Annotated in this window: 15 protein-coding genes and 1 other RNA gene; 11 read left to right on the forward strand and 5 right to left on the reverse strand. The window is 52.2% G+C overall.

The window, feature by feature from the left end:
* The first annotated feature begins 38 nt into the window (after positions 1-38).
* The 4 genes from ACOZIO_RS10635 to ACOZIO_RS10650 all read left to right on the forward strand — a co-directional run bounded on the left by ACOZIO_RS10635 (position 39) and on the right by ACOZIO_RS10650 (position 3,968).
* Positions 39-1,307 carry an MFS transporter gene (locus ACOZIO_RS10635; protein WP_129953018.1) on the forward strand — a complete coding sequence of 423 codons (1,269 nt, stop codon included), beginning with the start codon at positions 39-41 and terminating at the stop codon, positions 1,305-1,307.
* A 135-nt stretch (positions 1,308-1,442) separates the two neighbouring features.
* Positions 1,443-2,330 (forward strand): small-conductance mechanosensitive channel MscS, encoded by an 888-nt coding sequence (gene mscS / locus ACOZIO_RS10640; protein WP_129991415.1) that lies wholly within the window; start codon positions 1,443-1,445, stop codon positions 2,328-2,330.
* A gap of 182 nt (positions 2,331-2,512) precedes the next feature.
* Positions 2,513-3,130, forward strand: coding sequence for an arginine exporter ArgO (gene argO, locus ACOZIO_RS10645; protein ID WP_129953016.1), 618 nt, complete (start codon positions 2,513-2,515; stop codon positions 3,128-3,130).
* 103 nt (positions 3,131-3,233) lie between these two features.
* Positions 3,234-3,968 (forward strand): oxidative stress defense protein, encoded by a 735-nt coding sequence (locus ACOZIO_RS10650; RefSeq protein ID WP_129953015.1) that lies wholly within the window; start codon positions 3,234-3,236, stop codon positions 3,966-3,968.
* 53 nt (positions 3,969-4,021) lie between these two features.
* On the opposite strand, the gene ACOZIO_RS10655 is transcribed toward ACOZIO_RS10650, so the two are convergent.
* Positions 4,022-4,924: a LysR family transcriptional regulator ArgP gene (locus ACOZIO_RS10655; RefSeq protein ID WP_129953014.1), complete on the reverse strand. Its 903-nt coding sequence runs from the start codon at positions 4,922-4,924 to the stop codon at positions 4,022-4,024.
* Between the two features lie 227 nt (positions 4,925-5,151).
* Between ACOZIO_RS10655 and rpiA the strand changes: the two genes are divergently transcribed.
* Together rpiA and serA are read left to right on the forward strand one after the other, a co-directional pair.
* Entirely contained in the window at positions 5,152-5,814 is a 663-nt protein-coding gene (rpiA, locus tag ACOZIO_RS10660; RefSeq protein WP_129953013.1) for a ribose-5-phosphate isomerase RpiA, read from the forward strand.
* A 350-nt stretch (positions 5,815-6,164) separates the two neighbouring features.
* A complete protein-coding gene (gene serA, locus ACOZIO_RS10665) occupies positions 6,165-7,403 on the forward strand; it encodes a phosphoglycerate dehydrogenase (protein ID WP_129953012.1) in 1,239 nt (412 codons plus the stop codon).
* A gap of 300 nt (positions 7,404-7,703) precedes the next feature.
* Here the strand turns inward: serA and asr are convergent, their stop codons facing one another.
* From asr to zapA, 4 genes are all read right to left on the reverse strand, one after another.
* A complete protein-coding gene (gene asr, locus ACOZIO_RS10670) occupies positions 7,704-8,177 on the reverse strand; it encodes an acid resistance repetitive basic protein Asr (protein WP_129991416.1) in 474 nt (157 codons plus the stop codon).
* 271 nt (positions 8,178-8,448) lie between these two features.
* Positions 8,449-9,045, reverse strand: a complete 597-nt coding sequence (locus ACOZIO_RS10675; RefSeq protein WP_129953011.1) for a 5-formyltetrahydrofolate cyclo-ligase — start codon at positions 9,043-9,045, stop codon at positions 8,449-8,451.
* 39 nt (positions 9,046-9,084) lie between these two features.
* A non-coding RNA gene (gene ssrS / locus ACOZIO_RS10680) (6S RNA) lies at positions 9,085-9,268 on the reverse strand.
* Positions 9,269-9,315: 47 nt separating this feature from the next.
* Positions 9,316-9,645, reverse strand: coding sequence for a cell division protein ZapA (zapA, locus tag ACOZIO_RS10685; protein WP_013576788.1), 330 nt, complete (start codon positions 9,643-9,645; stop codon positions 9,316-9,318).
* A gap of 253 nt (positions 9,646-9,898) precedes the next feature.
* Here zapA and ACOZIO_RS10690 point away from each other — a divergent pair, with 253 nt between their 5' ends.
* From ACOZIO_RS10690 to gcvT, 5 genes are all read left to right on the forward strand, one after another.
* The gene (locus tag ACOZIO_RS10690) at positions 9,899-10,471 is read left to right on the forward strand and encodes a YecA family protein (RefSeq protein ID WP_129953010.1); all 573 of its coding nucleotides are present in this window, start codon (positions 9,899-9,901) and stop codon (positions 10,469-10,471) included.
* Between the two features lie 60 nt (positions 10,472-10,531).
* Positions 10,532-11,848 (forward strand): Xaa-Pro aminopeptidase, encoded by a 1,317-nt coding sequence (pepP, locus tag ACOZIO_RS10695; RefSeq protein ID WP_129991417.1) that lies wholly within the window; start codon positions 10,532-10,534, stop codon positions 11,846-11,848.
* 1 nt (position 11,849) lies between these two features.
* Positions 11,850-13,028 carry a 2-octaprenyl-6-methoxyphenyl hydroxylase gene (gene ubiH / locus ACOZIO_RS10700; protein ID WP_129953008.1) on the forward strand — a complete coding sequence of 393 codons (1,179 nt, stop codon included), beginning with the start codon at positions 11,850-11,852 and terminating at the stop codon, positions 13,026-13,028.
* 17 nt (positions 13,029-13,045) lie between these two features.
* Positions 13,046-14,272, forward strand: coding sequence for an FAD-dependent 2-octaprenylphenol hydroxylase (gene ubiI / locus ACOZIO_RS10705; RefSeq protein ID WP_421595257.1), 1,227 nt, complete (start codon positions 13,046-13,048; stop codon positions 14,270-14,272).
* 310 nt (positions 14,273-14,582) lie between these two features.
* Positions 14,583-15,680, forward strand: a complete 1,098-nt coding sequence (gene gcvT, locus ACOZIO_RS10710; protein WP_129953006.1) for a glycine cleavage system aminomethyltransferase GcvT — start codon at positions 14,583-14,585, stop codon at positions 15,678-15,680.
* Positions 15,681-15,734: the final 54 nt, after the last annotated feature.

The following is a 15,734-nucleotide window of genomic DNA, read 5'->3' on the forward strand; positions in this document are numbered from 1 at the left end:
CCGCCGCAGCGCAGTATTCAGACGTAAGGAATCTGCTTATGTATTACCTGAAAAATACTAACTTTTGGATGTTCGGGCTGTTCTTCTTCTTTTACTTTTTCATCATGGGAGCCTATTTTCCGTTTTTCCCGATCTGGCTGCATGACATCAACCAGATCAGCAAAAGTGACACCGGCATCATCTTCGCCAGTATTTCGTTGTTCTCGCTGTTGTTCCAGCCGGTGTTTGGTTTACTGGCCGATAAACTGGGGTTGAAAAAGCATTTGCTGTGGATCATCACCGGCATGCTGATCCTGTTCGCGCCATTCTTTATTTATGTATTTGGCCCGTTACTGAAAATAAATATTTACCTTGGATCGGTAGTGGGCGGGATTTACCTGGGTCTGATTTACAACGCCGGTGCACCTGCGATTGAAGCCTATATCGAGAAAGTCAGTCGCCGCAGCAGCTTTGAATTTGGCCGTGCACGCATGTTCGGCTGTGTCGGCTGGGCGCTGTGCGCATCGGTGGTCGGCATCATGTTTACCATTAACAATGAATTCGTATTCTGGCTCGGCTCCGGCTGTGCGGTCATTCTTGCTATTCTGTTGCTGATCGCCAGGCCGGAAGTGACCTCCAGCGCACGTGTGGTCAATGAACTGGGGGCGAACAGCAAACCGTTCAATTTCAAACTGGCCGTCGAACTGCTGAAAGATAAAAAACTGTGGTTCCTGGCGCTGTACGTCATTGGCGTCTCCTGTACGTATGACGTATTTGACCAGCAGTTTGCTAACTTCTTTACCTCCTTCTTCGCGTCATCTTCTGAAGGGACGCGCGTCTTTGGCTATGTCACCACCATGGGCGAACTGCTGAATGCCAGCATCATGTTCTTCGCACCGCTGATTGTGAACCGGATTGGCGGCAAGAATGCTTTATTGCTGGCCGGTGCTATTATGTCCGTGCGTATCATCGGTTCATCTTTCGCGTCGTCACCGCTGGAAGTGGTGGTGCTGAAAACCTTGCATATGTTTGAGGTGCCGTTCCTGATTGTCGGTTGCTTCAAGTACATCACCTCAGTGTTTGAAGTGCGTTTCTCGGCGACGATTTATCTGGTGACCTTCTGTTTCTTCAAACAGGTGGCGATCATCTTTATGTCCGTTTTCGCGGGCAATATGTATGACCGTATCGGTTTCCATGGCACCTATCTGATCCTCGGATTAGTCGCGCTGACCTTCACGGTGATTTCTGCCTTTACGCTGAGTGGTCGCGGCCCTCTTCAGGCATTCAAAACCCCTGAACCGTTAAAAAACAGCCACGCAAATCCTTAATTTATCTGCAGTCTTTGTTACGGAATTGGCACTTCATCGCATTGTTAGTTAACCTTACAGAACACTTGCTGCCTCGTTAAACGGGGCAGCTTTAGTTTTTGCAGCCCGTGAGGGTGTAATTTTGGGGTACCTTAAATGGATGATTTGAACGTGGTGGGCAGCATCAATAATGCTGGCAACTGGTTGGTGAGAAACCAGGCGTTATTGCTTCATTACGCCGTGAATATTGTGGCAGCAGTCTTCATTCTGATTGTGGGGCTGATTATCGCCCGCATCGTTTCCGGTGCCGTCAGCCGGGTGTTAAAAGTTCGTGGTATTGATATCACGGTTTCCGATTTTCTTTCCGCCATGGTGCGTTACGCGATTATCGCCTTCACGCTGATTGCGGTTCTGGGAAGGATTGGCGTGCAAACCACGTCCGTGATCGCCGTCATCGGTGCCGCCGGTCTGGCCGTCGGTCTGGCATTACAAGGCTCACTGTCTAACTTTGCGGCGGGCGTTCTGCTGGTGATTTTCCGGCCGTTCCGTGCCGGTGAATATGTTGACCTCGGCGGCGTGGCCGGTACTGTCACTCAGGTACAAATTTTTTCCACTACCCTGCGTACACCGGATAACAAAATTATTGTGGTGCCAAACGGCAAAATCATCGCCGGTAACATCATCAACAATTCACGTGAACCGACCAGCCGTATCGAGCTGACTGTTGGCGTAGGTTATGATTCTGACATTGATCTGGTGAAAAAAATCCTGACCGATATCATCACTGCCGATCAGCGCGTTTTGCAGGATAAAGGTGTCGTGGTTCGTCTGAACGAAATGGCGGCATCTACCCTGAATTTCATCGTGTATGCCTGGACCAACAACGGTGATGCGCAGAACGTGAAATGGGATCTGCTGGAATCGTTCAAACGTGCGCTGGATAAAAACAATATCAATATTGCTTATCCGCAAATGGATGTTCACCTGTATCAGGTGGCGAATGCGGCGGGCAGCCAGCAGGAAGAACGACGCACTTTCGAATAATAAATATCTCCCGGATTCGGATTTTCACAGGCGCCTGCGGGCGCCTTTTTCATGCCTGAAATATCCCACTGTCGCTGATAAGCCAGGCTAATGACCGATTAGAAATTTCCATTTCCTCTTATGCCCGCTAAGCCCTTACACTGCGCGCAATCTCTGTTACTGATTCTCTGAAGGAGTTCCCTATGCTGGCAATTTTCCTGCAAGGACTGGCGATGAGCGCCGCGATGATTTTACCGATTGGCCCGCAAAATGCATTTGTGATGAATCAGGGCATCCGCCGTCAGTATCATCTGATGATCGCCGGCTTGTGCGCGCTGAGTGACATTGCGCTGATTTGCGGCGGTATTTTTGGCGGCAGCGCGTTGCTGAGCCAATCCCCGACGTTACTGTTGCTGGTGAGCTGGGGCGGTGTGGCATTTTTACTGTGGTATGGCTGGGGTGCATTTCGTACGGCATTCAGCAAAAATCCCGAACTGGCTCAGGCTGAAGTGGCGAAGCAAAGTCGCTGGAAAATTGTCGTCAGCATGCTGGCGGTGACCTGGCTGAATCCGCACGTTTATCTTGATACATTCGTGGTGCTTGGCAGTCTGGGCGGCAGCCTGAGCCATGATGAGCGTTCGTGGTTTGCGCTCGGTGCCGTCAGTGCGTCAGTGATATGGTTCTTCGGGCTGGCTATTCTCGCCGCTATGCTCGCGCCATGGCTTAATACCGGCAAAGTGCAGCGGGTGATAAACTTTATCGTCGGCGTCATTATGTGGGGGATTGCAATACAACTGGCCCGTCAGACCGGGGTATTTTGAGTTTTGTCACTAATCTTAGTTTCTGTTGCAACGGATTATGCTACGGTTTCGCAGATTGTTTGACCTATCTATTGCCAGATCTTTGATGATTAATGGAGGCACTGTGAAACTGAAAGCATTGGCTGTAGCAGCGATGTTGGGATTAGGGACATTACCGTTGACGTTACAGGCGGCAGAATTACCTGCCGGGCCGCACGTCGTCACGTCAGGCACCGCAAGCGTGGATGCCACGCCGGATATCGCGACGCTGGCGATTGAAGTCAGCGTGTCAGCGAATGATTCGGCCAGCGCCAAGAAGCAGGCTGATGAACGCGTGGCGGAATACTTTGCTTTCCTGCAAAAAAACGGCATTGAGAAAAAAGATATTAATGCTGCCAACCTGCGTACTCAGCCGGAATACAACTATCTGAAAGACGGCACGTCGCAGCTGAAAGGCTACCGTGCAGTACGTCAGGTTCAGGTAACATTACGTCAGCTGGACAAACTGAACGAACTGCTGGATGGCGCACTGAAATCAGGTCTGAATGAAGTGCGTGCGGTTGAACTGGGTGTTGCCAATCCGGATAAATTCCGCGATGAAGCACGTCAGAAAGCCATCGAAAATGCCACGCAGCAGGCAAAATCACTGGCCGAAGGTTTCCATACCAAACTGGGGCCGGTTTACAGCATCCGTTACCACGTTGCTAACTACCAGCCGATGCCGGTTGCACGTATGTATAAAACGGCTGAAGCCGCAGGCCAGAGCGATGTGGCGCAAACCTACGAGCAGCAAAGCATTCACTTCGACGATCAGGTCGATGTCGTTTTCGAATTGCAGCCTCAGGCTCCCGCACAGTAAATATGAAAAAACCCGCTCCGGCGGGTTTTTTATTTCTGTTTTCGCCAGGCAAATCAGTCCTGACGCAACACCTGATGGCCGTGTGCCAGCAGGGCATCGGTCACTTTGCGCATCATGCGGCTTTCCGGTGCAAAACGGTGCCAGTAAAGCATACGGCGCTGGAAAAGACCCGGCGTCAGGTCGATCAGCTCACCGCTTTCCAGTTCTTTCTCAATCTGTAAATGCGGGATCATGCAGCAGGTGGTGCCCTGACGGGCCAGTTGTACGAACGCTTCCGACGAGTTAACGATATGGCACGGCACGCTGCCAGGCGATAAATCGAAGTTCTGTTGCAGGAAGGCCTGATGCATATCATCAAGATGGTCAAATGCCACCGCCGGTGCTTTCAGTAAGGCGGAGCGGGTGACGCCGTTCGGAAAATAGCGATCAGCGAAAGGTTTGGAACCCACAAACAAATAATCCAGTGCACCGAGCTGATCCACCAGACAACTCGGCAGTGGCTGTGGCTGTATACTCACCGCACCGACGACTTCGCCGCGACGCAAGCGCTCCTGCGTTCGGGTTTCGTCTTCCACCTGTAAATTAAGACGGATAGGGGAATCGACCAGCACCGATTTCAGCGCAGGCAGTAACCAGGTTGCCAGACTGTCGGCGTTGACTGCCAGTGAAAGCAACAGCGGTGTATCGTTGCTTTCGTGATTGCTGTCGCTGCCCAGCCACTCTTCTTCCAGTAATTCCACCTGATGTAACAAGGCCAGCAATTTCTGCCCCTGTTCAGTCGGACGGGGGGGAACGGTACGGACCAGCAGCGGCTGGCCGAACAAATTTTCCAGTTGCTTAATGCGCTGAGAGACTGCCGATTGTGTGATGCAAAGCTTCTGTGCTGCGCGTTCAAAACCGCGCTCACGGATCACCGCGTCCAGTGCCTGCAGCGTTCTATAGTCCGGGCGTTTCATCGGAGTTCTGTCCCTTGGATTCAATGTTATCGGGACACTATGCCACAGATTGTCAGGTTTTGTGGTGAGGAAAATCGGGGTGTTTGCAACACAATTGCACTTAATAAGTGTGATCTGGTCACGCTCTTGACTGCCCAATCTGCCGGGACATGCTTTATAATCACCCGCACTCTTCGTTTCACCGAACCATTCACGCCACTTTCGTGTTATCAGACAGAGAAGCCATTATGACGCAGGAAGAATTGAAAAAAGCAGTCGGTTGGGCCGCGCTGGATTACGTGACGCCGGGCACCATTGTCGGTGTCGGCACCGGATCCACTGCCGCGCATTTCATCGATGCACTGGGTTCCATCAAAGGCCAGATAGAAGGCGCCGTTTCCAGCTCCGACGCCTCAACTGCAAAACTGAAAAGCTTAGGCATCCATGTTTTCGACAGCAACGAAGTGGATTCGCTGGATGTGTATGTTGACGGTGCAGATGAAATCAATGGCGCAATGCAAATGATCAAAGGCGGCGGCGCGGCGCTGACCCGTGAAAAAATCATTGCCGCGATTGCCAAAAAATTTATCTGCATTGTGGATGCCTCTAAGCAGGTGGATGTGTTGGGTAAATTCCCGTTGCCTGTTGAAGTGATCCCGATGGCTCGTTCTTACGTGGCGCGTGAACTGGTGAAACTCGGCGGCCTGCCGGAATACCGTCAGAATGTACTGACAGACAACGGCAACGTGATCCTGGATGTGCACAACCTGAATATTCTTGATGCTGTCGCGATGGAAAATAAGATCAACAGTATTGCCGGTGTGGTGACTGTCGGTCTGTTCGCCAACCGGGGGGCTGATGTGGCGCTGGTCGGGACTTCCGAAGGTGTCAAAACCATCAAACTGAAGTAATCAGCCTATAAGCAGAAGATCTGGCTGCTTTTGTCCCGGGCAGCCAGTCTCCGCCTCGTCATCCCGCTGTCATAACGCAATGTTATGAAGATGATAATTTTCCGACTGAATCATCTTTTATTTAAAAGCTTTAATTTGGTGACTTATGTCACATTCCTGTGTTTCTCCTCCTGAACGTCTGGCTCAGAAAAATCTAACCAGCATGAAATGCTAAAAACCAACAGGTGCGCTGAGCCTTCTGCTGGGGGGCAGGCAATCGTTTGTATTGATGATGGCGGATTTTTTGTTATGTTGACTGTGAGCAGTCACCATGCAGTTTGAATTCAGTCAGAAAATTATAGGGTCGGGAAATGGCAAAAGTATCACTTGAGAAAGACAAGATTAAGTTTTTGTTAGTGGAAGGCGTCCACCAAAGTGCGGTTGATACACTCCGTGCCGCGGGTTACACCAATATTGAATTTCACAAAGGTGCTTTAGACACGCAATCGCTGAAAGAATCGATCCGTGACGCGCACTTTGTTGGACTCCGATCGCGTACTCAGCTGACTGAAGAAGTGTTCCAGGCAGCAGAAAAACTGGTGGCTGTTGGATGTTTCTGCATCGGCACCAATCAGGTGGATCTTAAAGCTGCGACCCGTCGTGGTATTCCGGTCTTTAACGCACCGTTCTCCAATACCCGTTCGGTTGCGGAAATGGTGCTGGGCGAAATGTTGCTGATGATGCGCGGTATTCCTGAAGCGAATGCGAAAGCGCACCGTGGTGTGTGGAACAAACTGGCAGTCGGTTCATTCGAAGCGCGTGGCAAGCGTCTGGGGATCATTGGTTACGGCCACATTGGTACGCAGCTGGGGATCCTGGCGGAAAGCCTGGGGATGCGTGTCTTCTATTACGACATCGAAAGCAAACTGCCATTGGGTAATGCGCAGCCGATTGCGACGCTGGAAGAATTGCTTAACACCAGCGACGTGGTCACCTTGCATGTGCCGGAAACTGCCGGTACGAAAGACATGATTTCGGAGGCGCAGCTGGCCCAGATGAAACCGGGCGCGCTGCTAATCAATGCCTCACGCGGCACCGTTATCGACATTCCGGCGCTGTGTGATGCACTGCGCAGCAAACATCTTTCCGGCGCGGCGATTGACGTCTTCCCGGAAGAACCGGCGACCAACAGTGATCCGTTCAATTCTCCGTTGTGTGAATTCGACAACGTCCTGCTGACGCCACACATCGGTGGCTCGACAATGGAAGCGCAGGAAGGTATCGGCCTTGAGGTGGCAGGTAAACTGGCGAAATACTCTGACAACGGTTCAACCCTGTCAGCGGTTAACTTCCCGGAAGCCTCTCTGCCTGCGCATACCGAGAAAGCCAGCCGTCTGTTGCATATCCATGAAAACCGTCCGGGGGTGCTGACCAGCATCAACCAGATTTTCGCGGAGCAAGGGATTAATATCGCCGCACAGTATCTGCAAACCAGCCCTGAAATCGGTTATGTCGTTATCGATGCTGAAACAGATACCACGACGCTGAATACCGCACTGCAACTGATGAAGGCAATTCCGGGAACCATTCGTGCCCGTTTGCTTTACTGAGCATATCAGCCATAAATGACAAAGCCGCCGGAAGGCGGTTTTTTTGTTTCTGGCATCAGGGTAATAAACAATATCCGCTGGTGAACGCGGGAATCAAAACGTCAGAAGTAAAAAGACAGGGTGATCAGACCACAGAGGATCACTGATGAAAAAGTGATTTCGAACAGGTAGCGGCGCAGGATCATCTGTCAGTACCTCGGGCGGATAAACGGAGAAAAAAACACCCGGCGAACCGGGTGTTAAATTAACAGTCTTGATAAGCGCGAGCAGCGATGCTCACGAAGACTTCTTCGTTACTTCTTATGCTGCCGGGGTAGCTTTTGCAGCCGGAGCAGCTTTCTTAGCATGTTTTACGTGTTTTTTAGCAGCCTGGGCTTTCTGTGCAACCGGAGCGGCTTTCTTAGCATGTTTTACGTGTTTTTTAGCAGCCTGGGCTTTCTGTGCAACCGGAGCGGCTTTCTTAGCGTGTTTCACGTGTTTTTTAGCAGCCTGGGCTTTCTGTGCAACCGGAGCCGCTTTCTTAGCGTGTTTCACGTGTTTTTTAGCAGCCTGAGCTTTCTGAGCGACCGGTGCTTTCTTCGCTGCTTTTTTGTGTTTCTTGGCAGCCTGCGCTTTCTGAACAGGTTTCTTGTGTGCTTTATGCTTAGTCGCATGAGCCGGAGTCGCTGTAGTTGCTGTGGCAGCAGGTGCCGGTGTTGCTGTAGTTTCAGCAGCGAAAGCGACAGAAGACAGGCCCATTGCAGCGGCTACAACCAGAGCTAATACTTTTTTCATGTTTAATTCCTCAGGAGTCTTGGTTTATGTGTCTACCCCACTGCGGGGCCGATGTGAGAATAATAGGCGTGACGAACCCTGTTGTCCGTGAGTGATTGGTTTCGGCGTGTAACGGTATGTATAAGCGGTAAATATGCTTTATTTCAAAGGGTTGGTTATTTCTGACAAAAGAGGAGATGCCGGAGGCTGCAATTAGTTACAACATACTAATAAATGATATCCTCTGTTTCCGGCTGACACCTTACCTGCAGTGAATTTATATTGCCTGGCATCACCAGACCCACACTTTTCCGGGCGTGATGACTTCAGGTAATGGTACATCCCAGTGTTCAGCCGGTAAGGCATCGACATGCTGACAATCGTGCGCCAAACCTATCGGATACGGACCGCCCGCTTCCCGGCGCTCAAGTGTGCGGTCATAAAAGCCTCCCCCCATACCTAAGCGTTGCCCGGCACTGTCGAAGGCGACCAGCGGCGTCAGGATGATATCCAGTTGCGGCAGCGGAATAACCTGAGTGACATCCAGTTGTGGCTCCAGAATTTTGAGACGATTACGCACCAGCGGCGTGTCGGGCGTATAACGCAAAAAAAGCAGGTTTCCGGGCGAGAAAGGGTGCAGCACCGGCAGGCAGAGTTGTTTGCCTTCGTTCCACAAGCGGCCGATCAACGGTGCGGTATCCAGCTCACCATCAAATGACAGAAACAAAGAAACTGTAGAGGCGGACATAATCTTCGGGTGGGTTGCGACGCGTTCTGCAGCCTTAAGGGCAAAATCAGTTTGCTGTTCAGCAGTCAGAGCCTGTCTGCGTTGGCGTATTTCACTGCGGAGAATTTGTCGGGCTGATGCGAACAGAGGAGTATAAGACATAGATACAAACACCAGAAAGGGATGTACCGCAAAGAAAGGGGGATCTCCGAGATGCCGTCGCAGGCTGTAACCCTTGAACCCATGGTTCAAGGTGAACGTGCTGTCGCAATCTTTAGGCTTCTCGGACGGGCCGAGCATGCGCACCGATTACGGATCATCACATTCTGTTGGTACTAATTATCGGCTCAGGGGACGGGCCCGCTGGCGAACATCTCAGAGAAATTTTTTACCGTTTCTGACAACCTGTGACCAGTCAGTCAGCAACGTGTGTTATTCGAAAGGCGCCCCTTCACGTTCAGAGATCCGGCCTTGTTCGAGCAATGCCTGCTCGATGGTTTGTTGCAACATCCGGATACGTTGTTCCATATTGGATGCGTAATCGCGAGTTTTCAACCTTTCCTGAGCAAGTTCGTGACATACGTTCAATGCCGCGATGAATACCAGTTGCTCGGTATTGGTGACTCTAGTGCGAACTTTCAGATCTTGCAACCGCTGATTAAGATCTTCAGCTGCCAGATTCAGTGCTTCCTGTTGTTCTGGCGGACAATTCACCCGTAAAGAGCGACCAAAAATTTGAATATCTACCGGTTGTGCAGACATGCCACCTTCCTGCTGATTTATTCGTCCGCCCCAACGTGACCACTACGACCTGGCGCAGGATGTTGGAAGCGGGCGCCACTATAACTATCTCAATACCAGGTTACAACCCCATGACCGACTGATTGCTGCCCGATTGCTCAGGGCGTGCCATTCATGCCTAACACCACCCAATCACGGGCTGCTAATCTGGTACTACGACAGACCTTGGTGGTAGCATAACACGAACTTAACCTGCCAACGATGGCGAATGCGCATGTCTATTGAGAATACTTACCCTACTTACGATTCGTTGGATCAAAACCTGAAACAACAATCGGTTGCTTTGACCGCAGCAGAAATGCACGGTTTGATCAGTGGTTTGCTGTGCGGTGGCAATCGCGATGGCAGCTGGCTGACGATGGTGCATGACCTGACTAACGAAGGCATAGCCTTCCCGCACACGCTGGCCGATTTGCTGCAACAACTGCGCAAAGTGACGTCAGACACCCTCGAGGATGACAGCTTCGAATTCAAAATGTTGATGCCAGACGATGAAAAACACGTCTTTGAGCGTGCCGATGCGCTGGCCGGATGGGTGAACCATTTCCTGCTCGGGCTGGGCATGATGCAGCCAAAACTGGCCAAAGTGAAAGGCGAAGTGGGTGAAGCGATCGACGATTTACGCAGCATCGCACAACTGGGTTACGACGAAGATGAAGATCAGGAACAGCTGGCACAATCTTTAGAGGAAGTGGTGGAGTATGTCCGTGTCGCCGCCATCCTGTGCTTTGGTGAATTTGGTCACAGTCGCCCGACGGCTGCGGAAAATCACCGTACGTTGCATTAATCGTACGTTGCATTAAATAAAGCAATTGCACTCATTAAAACGATTTCAGGAGAAGGTGTGATGACTCAGCAAGAGTACGAGAATCGTCGTCAGGCGCTGTTAGCGAAGATGGCACCGGGCAGCGCTGCGGTAATTTTTTCTGCGCCGGAAGCCCCACGCAGTGCCGACAGTGAATATCCGTATCGTCAGAGCAGTGATTTCTGGTACTTCACCGGTTTCAATGAGCCGGAAGCGGTATTGATCCTGGTGAAAAGTGATGAAAATCATAATCACAGCGTCCTGTTTAACCGTGTCCGTGATCTCACCGCTGAAATCTGGTTTGGTCGTCGTTTAGGTCAGGAAGCTGCGCCCGCCAAACTTGGCGTGACCAAAGCACTGCCTTTTGATGATATCAACGACCAGCTTCATCTGCTGTTTAATGGCCTCGATGTGGTGTATCACGCACAAGGCGATTACGCGTATGCGGATGAAATCGTTAACCGCGCCATGGAAAAATTGCGCAAAGGCTTCCGCCAGAATCTCTCCGCGCCTGCCACTGTGACTGACTGGCGTCCCTGGGTGCATGATATGCGCCTGTTCAAATCGGCTGAAGAAATTGCCATCATGCGTCGCGCCGGACATATCACTGCGCTGGCGCATACCCGTGCGATGGAAAAATGCCGCCCGGGCATGTTCGAATATCAGCTTGAAGGCGAAATTCACCACGAATTTAACCGTCATGGCGCGCGTTACCCTTCCTACAACACCATTGTGGGCGGAGGCGAAAACGGCTGCATCCTGCATTACACCGAAAACGAATGTGAATTGCGTGACGGCGATTTAGTGTTGATCGACGCCGGTTGTGAATATCAGGGCTATGCCGGTGATATCACCCGTACTTTCCCGGTGAACGGTAAATTCAGTAAAGCGCAGCGTGAAATCTATGACATCGTGCTGGCCTCAGAATATAAAGCGCTGGCAGTCTTCGGCCCGGGCAGCAGCATTCAGGCTGCGACCGAAGCGGCAGTACGCGTGATGATTGAAGGTCTGGTAAAACTCGGTGTCATGAAAGGCGATGTTGAAACCCTTTACGCTGAACAGGCTCACCGCCAGTTCTTCATGCACGGTTTATCTCACTGGCTGGGACTGGACGTTCATGACGTCGGCCATTACGGTTCAGTTGATCGCAGCCGGACGCTGGAACCGGGCATGGTGCTGACCGTTGAACCGGGCCTGTATATTGCGCCGGACGCTGACGTACCGGAAGCGTACCGCGGTATCGGTATCCGCATCGAGGACGACATTCTGATCACCGCTACCGGTATTGAAATTCTGACCGGCGATGTGGTGAAAGAAGCCGATGATATTGAAGCGTTAATGGCGGCGGCACAGAAATAATATGAGTATTGTAATTGTTGGCGGCGGAATGACCGGTGCCACGCTGGCGCTGGCGATTTCTGCACTGACGCAGGGACGTTTGCCGGTGCATCTGGTGGAAGCCACTGCGCCGGAGCATCACGGGCATCCGGGTTTTGATGCCCGTTCGATCGCACTGGCGCAGGGAACCTGCCAGCAATTATCCCGGGTGGGGATCTGGCCTGCGCTGGCGGCGATCGCCACACCAATCCGCGATATCCACGTCAGCGATCGTGGTCACGCGGCTTTTGTCAATCTTAATGCCGCGCATTATGGCGTTGAAGCGCTGGGACAGGTGGTTGAGCTGCACGAAGTGGGCAAGCGTCTTTTTGCCATGCTGAAAAATGCTCCCGGTGTGACGTTGCATTGTCCGGCGAAAGTGACAGATGTCACGCGTTTGCAAGATTCCGCCAGCGTGACGCTCGACGATGGCCAAGTTCTGACTGCACAGCTTTTGGTGGCCGCTGACGGTTCCCATTCTTCGCTGGCAAAAGCCTGCAATATTGGCTGGCAACGTGAAGATTACGGACAGATTGCCGTCATCACCAACGTTGCGACCGGCGAGCCGCACAACGGCCGCGCGTTTGAGCGTTTCACTCAGCACGGACCGCTGGCCCTGCTTCCGATGTCCGACGGCCGCAGTTCCCTGGTCTGGTGTCATCCGCGAGAAGCGAAAGAAGAAATCGATAACTGGAGCGAAGCGCAGTTTCTCAGTGCGTTGCAAAAAGCGTTCGGCTGGCGTCTGGGCACCTTAAACCAGGCCGGTAAACGTTTCAGTTATCCGCTGCAATTACAAAAAGCTAACAGCCATATCAGTCACCGTCTGGCGCTGGTGGGCAACGCGGCGCAAACGCTGCATCCGATTGCGGGACAGGGTTTTAACCTCGGTCTGCGTGATGTCATCACGCTGGCGGAAACGCTGGCCCATGCTGCCGTACAAGGCACCGACGTCGGTAGTTACCCTGTGCTGAGTGAATATCAGCGGCGCCGTCAGCCTGATCAGCAGGCGACCATCGGCGTCACGGATGGCCTGATCCATCTCTTTGCCAACCGCTGGCTGCCATTAATGGTCGGACGTAATCTTGGTTTACTGGCGATGGAAGGCATTACGCCGCTACGTGATGCGTTTACCCGCCGGACGCTGGGCTGGGTTGACCGTTAATCCTTACAGGAAAAATTATGCAATCTTTTGATGTGGTTATCGCCGGTGGCGGAATGGTGGGTCTGGCGCTGGCGTGCGGATTACAGGGCAGCGGTTTGCGCGTTGCTGTACTGGAAAACCAGCAGCCGGATCTCGATACGCCGTTGCCGGAACAGCCGGGTTTACGGGTTTCGGCGATCAATGCTGCCAGTGAACGCCTGCTGAAATATATGGGTGTCTGGGACAGCATCATCGCTCAGCGTGCCAATGCTTATCAGGGGATGGAAGTCTGGGATCGCGACAGCTTCGGTAAAATTGCATTCCGTGGCGAAGAATACGGTTTCAGCCATCTGGGGCACATCATCGAAAATCAGGTGATCCACCGTGCTTTGTGGCAGCATGCGGAAAAATCTTCTGACATTACACTGCTCACATCAGCCACATTGAAAAATGTGGCATGGGGTGAAAATGAAGCCTTCATTACCCTCAATGATGATCGTCAGCTCAGTGCGCGCTTAGTGGTGGGGGCGGATGGTGCACAGTCGTGGTTGCGTCAGCACGCCGATATTCCACTGACCTTTTGGGATTACCGCCATCATGCACTGGTGGCGACCATCCGCACGGAAGAACCGCACCAGTCTGTGGCACGGCAGGTATTCCACGGTGAAGGCATTCTGGCATTTCTGCCGCTGGCGGATACACATTTGTCTTCTATTGTCTGGTCAGTATCTCCGGATGAAGCGCAGCGCCTGAGGGCGCTGGAGCCAGAAGCATTCAACAAAATTCTCGCCAGCACCTTTGACCTGCGCCTTGGTGTTTGTGCAGTAGAAAGCGATCGTCTGACCTTCCCGCTGACCGGACGTTATGCCCGCAGCTTCGCCGGACAACGTCTGGCGCTGGTCGGGGATGCGGCACACACCGTGCATCCGCTGGCCGGGCAGGGTGTCAACTTAGGCTTTATGGATGCTGCTGAACTGGTCTCCGAAATCAAACGTCTGCAAAAAGAAGGCAAGGATTTTGGCCAGCATATGTATCTGCGCCGTTATGAGCGCCGCCGCAAACACAGCGCAGCGCTGATGCTTGCCGGAATGCAGGGCTTTCGCGAACTGTTTGCCGGTGACAATCCTGCCAAAAAACTGCTGCGCGATATCGGCCTGACGCTGGCGGATTCCCTGCCGGGTCTCAAACCGAAGCTGGTCCGACAGGCAATGGGGCTCAATGATTTACCTGAATGGTTACAGGAGCCATCGCTTCGATTGAAATAATCTAATTTCAGCTAAAATTTTCCATTACATTTTCTAATCCGGGGCCGGATTTCTCATTCTGCAAATGGTGAGAAATCCGGCCTTGTCGTTATATAACATCGACACTTTTGCTGTTTATTTGTAGATTTTGCGCCACAAACCCCAGTTTACCAGTCAAAAACTCTGCAAAATGCCCCTGTGAAATCACTGACATTCCCACCGCTCTGCATATTTTAACTTATGGTTAGCAGGGAGATTCAGTGGTAAGTTCAGGCAAAGGGTATCGTTTGCGCGGTGTGCTGTTTATGCACTTAATGAAATGAGGAATAAGATGGTTAAGCAGACTCAGCTTTATGAACAACATGTTGCGTGCGGCGCGCGTATGGTCGATTTCCACGGCTGGATGATGCCTTTGCATTACGGCTCCCAGCTGGATGAACACCACATTGTGCGTCAGGATGCCGGTATGTTTGACGTCTCGCACATGACCATTGTCGATCTCCACGGTGCCCGTACCCGTGAATTCCTCCGTTATCTTCTGGCGAACGATGTCGCCAAACTGACTGCCCCGGGTAAAGCGCTGTACACCGGCATGCTCAATGCCTCCGGCGGCGTCATTGACGATCTGATCGTTTACTTCCTTAATGAAAACTATTTCCGTCTGGTGGTTAACTCAGCGACCCGTGAGAAAGATCTGGCATGGATTTCGCAGCATGCAGAGCCGTACGGTATCGAACTGACGGTGCGTGATGATCTGGCACTGGTTGCCGTGCAGGGACCTCATGCGAAAGAAAAAGCAGAAACCCTGTTTACCGCTGAACAAAAACAAGCGGTAGCGGGCATGAAGCCATTCTTCGGCGTTCAGGCGGGCGACCTGTTTATCGCGACCACCGGTTACACCGGCGAAGCGGGTTATGAAATCGCGCTGCCGCAAGAGCAGGTTGCTGATTTCTGGCAAAAACTGCTGGCCGCAGGCGTGAAGCCAGCCGGTCTGGGCGCGCGTGACACCTTGCGTCTGGAAGCGGGCATGAATCTCTACGGTCAGGAAATGGATGAAGGCGTATCACCGCTGGCCGCCAACATGGGCTGGACCATCGCCTGGGTACCGGAAGACCGTGATTTTATCGGCCGTGACGCACTGGAAAGACAGCGCGAGCAGGGCACTGAACAGTTGGTTGGTCTGGTGATGACGGAGAAAGGTGTATTGCGTAACGAACTGCCGGTGCGATTCACCGACAGCGCGGGCAACACGCTGGAAGGCGTGATCACCAGCGGCTCATTCTCTCCGACGCTGGGCTACAGTATTGCGCTGGCACGCGTTCCGGCGGGCATTGGCGGGCACGCGATTGTGCAAATCCGTAACCGCGAAATGCCGGTGAAAGTCACGAAGCCAGGTTTTGTCCGTAACGGCAAACCGCTGGCGCAGTAAAAATCCGACATAAAATTATCCAGTTAACGCTGAATTAAGCACTTTTTTGGAGAA

This window comes from Rahnella sp. PD4 (genome assembly GCF_049199325.1).
In the GTDB taxonomy this organism is placed as follows: Bacteria; Pseudomonadota; Gammaproteobacteria; order Enterobacterales; family Enterobacteriaceae; genus Rahnella; species Rahnella perminowiae.